A 234-nucleotide genomic window follows, 5' to 3' on the forward strand; every position below is an offset into this window, starting at 1 on the left:
GGTGGGGCGGCATGACCGAGACCGAGAAGGCCGAAATGGCGCGACTGGGCCGGATCGAACGCCCCTCGGACTATGACGACAGCCCCTACATCATCACTCGCAAGTTCATTGAGGATGGCCGCCGCAACCTCGTGTTGCGCGACCCACTGCCCTTGTCCATGCCGGTCCGGTTCCTCCATGGAACCGGCGATACGACCGTGCCCACGGCCCTCGCCTTGCGGTTGTTGGAGCACG

At 65.0% G+C, this 234-nt stretch carries 1 protein-coding gene; it reads left to right on the plus strand.

The window, feature by feature from the left end; translation table 11 throughout:
• Positions 1–11 precede the first annotated feature (11 nt).
• Positions 12–234: hypothetical protein (locus tag E0702_RS18225; protein WP_205742135.1), on the plus strand; the 223-nt coding region annotated here is incomplete at its 3' end.

It is taken from the genome of Halomonas marinisediminis (assembly GCF_004347715.1).
Lineage (GTDB): Bacteria > Pseudomonadota > Gammaproteobacteria > Pseudomonadales > Halomonadaceae > Halomonas > Halomonas icarae.